Below are 6116 nucleotides of genomic sequence, written 5' to 3'. Positions count from 1 at the left end.
CGGCCCGTCCGCGGCCGCGGCCGCGCCGGTGCCGGCGGAGCTGGTCACCGCCGCCGGCCGCACGGTGCCCGGGGTGGTGTCGGTGATGGTCGGCGGGAAGTCCGGCGCGGGAGCCACCGGGTCCGGCTTCGCCATCGACAACGAGCAGCACATCGTCACCAACGACCACATCCTGGCCCGGGGCGGCTCCGGGCCGGTGACGGTGGAGACGTCGGACGGGCGTCGGTTCCCGGCCGAGGTGGTGGGCCGGGAGCCGGGCAGCGACCTGGCGGTGCTCAAGGTGCCGGCGTCCGCCGGGCTGCCGCCGCTGCCGCTGGCCAAGGCGAACTCGACCCGGGTGGGGGAGCCGGTGCTCGCGGTCGGCTCGCCGCTCGGGCTGGCCGGCACCGTCACCGCCGGAATCGTCAGTGCGCTCAACCGGCAGGTGCGGATCGGCAACGGCCGGCACACCGCGGTGCAGACCGACGCGTCCATCAACCCGGGCAACTCCGGGGGGCCGCTGGTGAACGCGCGCGGCGAGGTGGTCGGGGTCAACACCGCCATCGCCACCATCGACGGGAACGGCTCGATCGGGATCGGCTTCGCCATCCCGATCGACCAGGTCCAGCAGACCGCCGACACCATCATCGGCCGGGGCGGCTGAGCTGCCCAGACGCCTCGGAAGTGTCGGATATCCGGCGTGGGAGCATCGGACAATGGAAATATTACGCTGAGTATGGATACTGGCGGAGGTGGAGCAAGCTGTCATCGCGGCCCTCCTCGTGGTGGGCCTGGTCGTCGGCGCCGGTGTCGGCGCGTCGTACGCCCGTGCCCAGCGCGGCTGGAAGGACTACCAGACGATCCGGACCAGCGTGCCGGGTGCCCGGCGCACCGCCTGGACCGCGATCCGTGGCGTGGTGGTCAAGATCGCTGTGATCGCCCTGCTGACGGTGGGCGCGGCCGCGTACGCGGCGTCCGGCTCCGACGAGGAGCGGGCCAGCCCCACCCCGACCGGTACCCCCACCCCGAGCCACCGTCCGGGGCGCTAGCCTCGGGGCGTGGACGACGGACTGCGGGTGACCGACCGGCTCGTGGTGCCCGCCGTCGAGCTGCGGGAGCGGTTCTCCCGGTCGTCCGGGCCGGGCGGGCAGGGGGTCAACACCACCGACTCGCGGGTCGAGCTGAGCTTCGACCTGGCCGGCTCGCCGAGCGTGCCGGAGGCGCTGCGGGAGCGGGCCCTGGCCCGGCTCGCCGGCCGGCTGGTCGACGGCGTGCTGACCGTGGCGGCCAGCGAGCACCGCGCGCAACTGGCCAACCGGGAGGCGGCCCGGGAGCGGATGGCCGCGCTGCTGCGCGAGGCGGTCGCCCCGCCGCCGAAGCCGCGTCGCCCGACCCGGCCGTCGCGCGGCGCGAAGGAGCGACGGTTGGCCGAGAAGAAGCGGCAGTCGCAGCGCAAGCGGGACCGCCGGGTCGACGGCGACTGACCGTCGGACGGTCAGGGTGAGGGCACCGGCTGCACGGCGGGCACGGGCCTGCCACGGGTCGCCTCGAACGCGGTGACGGCCAGGCAGACCGCGGTGAGCACGGCCAGCGAGACCAGCGCCGCAAGCCCTGCCGTCAGCGGCAGCAACGCCGCCACGAGCACGGCCTGCGCCACGCGGAGCGTCCGGCGGCGTCCGACGATCCGCGAGTGGAACGCCTGCACGGCGACCAGATAGAGGAGCACCCCGCCGAAGAGCGCGGTGTGACCCAGCAGGTACGGCGGGGGTCCCAGGGTGAGAAAGCCGGCGCTGCCCAGCACCGCCATGGACTTGCGCAGGCCCAGGGAGACCAGCACGATCCCGGCGACCATGGGCAGGTGCAGCAACGTGTACGCGTTCCGGGCGATCCGTGTCCGGACCGTGGCGTCGGCGGCCTCCAACGCCCGTTCCCCCGCGGCGCTGTCCCAGCCGAAGTACGCCCACCACAGCGAGGCGAGCAGCCCCGTGCCGAGCAGGACCGCCACGATGATCCGGGCCGAGATCGGGGTGTAGGCGAGCGCGGTGCCCATCGAGATCACCGCCTCGCCGAGCGCGATGATGACGATCAGGCTGAACCGGTCGGCCCAGTGCGCGGCGGATCTGATCCGCAGTACGCGCAGGACCCGGGCGTTGCCGAGCACGTCGACCAGGATCGCCGCGATCCACAGGCCCACCCGGACCGGAGAGAGCGCCCGGATGTCGCCCACCGGCTCGGGCACCAGCGCCGCGATCAGCAGCAGGCCGAGCGCGACCAGGCTGGGCACGGCGGCCAGGGCCGGCCAGGGCGACCACATCCCCGGGTGCTGCCGCGCCGCGCCGGCGAACGAGACGAGCACCAGCAGTCGGATCACGGCGTAACAGGCCACGAAGACCAGCGGACCGGACAGGCCGCCCAGCGCGTCGGCCAACGCCTGCGGTCCGGCCAGTGTGATCACTGCGGTGACCGCCACGACCAGCACCATCACCAGGCGTACCAGGGGACTCTCGGAGCGCACCACCGAGGCCAGCCAGGCGTACGCGCACCAGGCCAGCCAGAGGGTGGTGAGCACGAGCAGGCCGCGGACCACGCCGGTCACCGTCGGGTCGTCGGCCATCAACGCCGCCACCTGAAGGAAGGCGTACACGAAGGCGAGGTCGAAGAAGAGTTCCTTCGGGGTGACGCCGGCGTGCTCGTGGGCGGTGCCGATGGCCGCGTGCAGGCGCCGGTGACGGTGCCGGAAGATCGTCGCGTCGGCCAACGCGGTCGCGCCGACGGCCGCCGCCAGCACGGCCAGTTCGGCCAGCACCGGCAGGCGCGGGGCGAACGGCGCGGCGGCCAGCACCAGCACGATGCCGAGCAGCGGCGAGCGGCCCAGGATACGGAGCGTCCGTATCTCGAACAGCACCAGTCCGACCAGGTACAGCACCACCCCGCCGTAGAGCGTCGCCACCCCGAGGAGCGGATCGCTCTCCCCGCTGTGCACCCGCAGCTCGCCGAGTGCCTTCTTCAGCCCCAGCGCCACGAGGATCAGCCCGGCCATCATCGGCAGGTGCAGGAAGCTGTACGCGTCCCGTCCGAGGGCCTCGCGCCGGTTGCCCGCGACCCGCTGGAGCGCCTGCTCCGCCGCGAACCGGGCGATGTCGAAGTACGTCCACCAGAGGGCGCCGGCGAGTGCCACACCGAGCAGGACCCCCATCACCACCGCCGGGGTGAGCGGCTGCGCCACGGCCATGCCCTGGCTGAGCCCGATCGAGATGATCGTCTCGCCGAACCCGATCAGGATGATCAGTGCGTGCCGCTCGGCCCAGTACGGAATGGACGCGATCCGCCACCGCTGGGTTCCGGCCAGCAGGGCGCCGCCGTACTCGACGGCGACCGCGCAACCGACGAGGGCGAAGCGAACCCATTCCCGGGTCACCACATTCGGGACGTAGGTCGGTGCCACCGCCGCCGCGAGCAGGAACAGCGCGCCCAGTGCGGCGGGCGGCCAGACGCTCCGGACCAGGTGCCGGACCCAGGTCCGGTCCGTCGTCGCCACCGTGGCCACGGTGAGCGCGGTGACCCGCACGAGCAGGTAGCCCAGGGCGAAGACCACGGGACCGGACAGCCCGCCCGGACGGTCCTGGAACGCCTCCCGCACGGTCAGGCTCATCACGAACAGGGCGGCGCTGAGCCCGAACATCGCCACCGGCAGGACGCCACGATCCAGCCGCACCATGGCCCCGAGCCAGGCGAACGGCGTCCAGCACCACCAGAGCAGCACGAGGAGCAGGAGTCCACGGGGCAGACCGGCCGGGTTGAGCTGCTCGGCGGTCAACCCGGTGACGTTGAGGAAGGCGAACACGAAGATCAGGTCGAGGAACAGCTCCAACCGGCTGACCCCGCCGGCCTGGTCGGCCAGCTGGATCCGCCCGGCCCATCCCATTTCCCCACTGTGCCAAGGCCGAGGTCGGGGCGGTCGGGGATTGCCCGATCGGGCCCGCCGGCTGCGGCTAATCCGTTTGCGGCCCCCCGCGGGGCTGCCCAGAATCCATCGGGTGCCGACCGGTTTCTCCGTCAAGCCCACGCTCACCGGCGAGCGTGTGCTGCTGCGCCCGTTCCTCGACGACGACCTGCCCGCGCTGGCGGCGATCCTGGCCGACCCGGAGGTGGTCCGACTGACCGGCAGCCCGCCCGGGGAGGACTTCGCGGAGACCCGGCTGCGCGCCTGGTACGGCACCCGCAACAGCCAGACCGACCGGCTGGACCTGGCCGTGGTCGACCGCGTCGGCGGGCGGTGCGTCGGCGAGGTGGTCCTGAACGAGTGGGACCGGGCCAACGCGAGCTGCAACTTCCGTACCCTGATCGGGCCGGACGGCCGGGACCGCGGGCTTGGCACCGAGGCGGTGCGGCTGATCGTCGGCTACGGCTTCGAGCAGCTCGGCCTGCACCGCATCGGGCTGGAGGTCTTCACGTTCAACCCACGTGCCCGGCGGGCCTACGAGAAGGTCGGCTTCGTGGCCGAGGGGACGCTGCGGCAGGTGCTGCGCGACGGCGACGACTGGGTGGACGCCACCGTGATGTCGATCCTCGCGCCGGAGTGGGCCCGACACCGGGGCCGTCCGGAGGACTGAGTCCGGGGCGTCGAAGCGGCGGCCGCGCTCGGCGTGCCTGCCGCCGGTCCGCTCGGGGTTCTCAGGCCGGGTCGGCGGGCACCGAACGCTCCAGCTCGGCCAGCAGGCGGGCCCGCAACCCGGCGGCCCGCTCGGCGAAACCGCGCTGGGCGGCGGCGTACTCGGCCCGGCCCTCCGGGGTCTCCACCCGCACCGGCGGGTGACCCAGGTCGGCCAGGTCGTACGGCGACGCCCGCATGTCCAGCGTCCGGATCTCCCGCGCCAGCGCGAAGCAGTCGGCGACGAGCTCCGAGGAGACCAGGGGGGAGAGCTTGTACGCCCACTTGTAGAGATCCATGTTGGCGTGCAGGCAACCCGGCTGCTCCAGCGCGTGCTGGCTCTCCCGGGTCGGCTGGAGCACGTTGAGCGGCCGGGCCGGGCCGGTGAAGAACCGGAACGCGTCGAAGTGGCTGCACCGCACGCCGCGCTCCTCGACCACGGCCGCGGTCGCCTCCGGGCTGAGCCGCAACGGCCAGGCGTTGTGCCGTACCTGCTCCTGGGTCTGCCGGTAGACCATCGCCCACTCGTGCATGCCGAAGCAGCCCAGGTGCGCCGGGCGGCCGGCGGTGGCCGCCAGCAGCGTACGGATCCAGTCGATCGACTCGGCGCGGCGCGCGCGTACCCGCTCGGTGTCGAGGGTGAGCCCGGCGGCGCCGGCGGTGTAATCCGGGCCGAACCCGGCCGGGTCGGCGTCGCGCAGCACCACGCCCGCGCCCGGGTGCCACCGGCGCAGCTGCGCCGGCCGGTGCGAGTAGTAGGTGAACAGGAAGTCCTCCACCGGATGCTTCACCCCGGCGCGGCGGCGGGTCAGGTGCGGCGCGAGCCAGGCGTCGACCCGCTCCTCGTGGGCGCGCCGGCGGGCCTGCCAGTCGGCCGCGTCGAGCGCGGCGGCGGGGGCGAGGACGGCGGTCACGGACCCCAGGGTACGACCGCCGCCCGCACCCCGGTCAGTCCACGTCCACCCGGACGCCGGCGGAGAACACCCCGCTGCGCAGCTCCAACTGCTTCGGCGGCTCGGCGCCGTGCACGGTGAACACCAGCGGCAGCAGCACCCGCCGGCCGGCGGCCACCGGCTGGGCGAACACGTCCCGGCCGAGGTTCGCCACCCGCGTGGCGTTCTCGTCCGCGGCCACCCAGTTGCCGCTGGGCAGGTACGCACGCTGCAACTGACCGTGCCAGGTCTGCTGCTCGGACGTGAGGTTGCGCACGCCCACGGTGGCCAGGCAGGGCCGCCCGCCGCCCGGCGCGGCCGGCAGCACGCCCGTGCCGCAGCTCATCCGGTAGACGGTGAACTCGAACGCGGTCTCCCGCAACGGCACCCCCAGCGCGCCGGTGACGCTGCTGCCCACCCACGCGCCGCTGGTCGGCTGCTTGGTGGTGTCCATCGCGGCGACCCGCTGCGTGGCCGTCCACGCCGCCGCCCCGACCACGCCGGCCAGCACCGCGGCGGCCACCCCGACCACCAGCCAGACCGGCGGCCGGCGA

The 6116-nt window shown here is 73.9% G+C and carries 6 protein-coding genes and 1 pseudogene; 4 read left to right on the top strand and 3 right to left on the bottom strand.

Annotated elements, in window-relative coordinates:
• From HUW36_RS23280 to arfB, 3 genes are all read left to right on the top strand, one after another.
• A partial coding sequence (locus HUW36_RS23280) for a S1C family serine protease (protein ID WP_174530127.1) occupies positions 1–643 on the top strand: 643 nt, incomplete at its 5' end.
• 88 nt (positions 644–731) lie between these two features.
• Entirely contained in the window at positions 732–1028 is a 297-nt protein-coding gene (locus HUW36_RS23275; RefSeq protein ID WP_174530126.1) for a hypothetical protein, read from the top strand.
• Positions 1029–1037: 9 nt separating this feature from the next.
• Positions 1038–1463, top strand: a complete 426-nt coding sequence (gene arfB, locus HUW36_RS23270; protein ID WP_174530125.1) for an alternative ribosome rescue aminoacyl-tRNA hydrolase ArfB — start codon at positions 1038–1040, stop codon at positions 1461–1463.
• Positions 1464–1474: 11 nt separating this feature from the next.
• Here the strand turns inward: arfB and HUW36_RS23265 are convergent, their stop codons facing one another.
• Positions 1475–3904: a low temperature requirement protein A gene (locus HUW36_RS23265; RefSeq protein WP_174530124.1), complete on the bottom strand. Its 2430-nt coding sequence runs from the start codon at positions 3902–3904 to the stop codon at positions 1475–1477.
• Between the two features lie 112 nt (positions 3905–4016).
• Between HUW36_RS23265 and HUW36_RS23260 the strand changes: the two genes are divergently transcribed.
• Entirely contained in the window at positions 4017–4592 is a 576-nt protein-coding gene (locus HUW36_RS23260; RefSeq protein WP_246248294.1) for a GNAT family N-acetyltransferase, read from the top strand.
• A 61-nt stretch (positions 4593–4653) separates the two neighbouring features.
• Here HUW36_RS23260 and HUW36_RS23255 read toward each other — a convergent pair whose 3' ends face one another.
• The gene (locus tag HUW36_RS23255) at positions 4654–5544 is read right to left on the bottom strand and encodes a 3-methyladenine DNA glycosylase (RefSeq protein WP_174530123.1); all 891 of its coding nucleotides are present in this window, start codon (positions 5542–5544) and stop codon (positions 4654–4656) included.
• A 34-nt stretch (positions 5545–5578) separates the two neighbouring features.
• Positions 5579–6116 (bottom strand): annotated as a pseudogene (locus HUW36_RS23250) (hypothetical protein); the annotation flags it as partial.

This window comes from Micromonospora maritima (assembly GCF_902825405.1).
Classification (GTDB): domain Bacteria; phylum Actinomycetota; class Actinomycetes; order Mycobacteriales; family Micromonosporaceae; genus Micromonospora; species Micromonospora maritima.
Note: the sequence above shows the minus strand (reverse complement) of the source record. Positions and strands in the feature narration are given on the sequence as shown.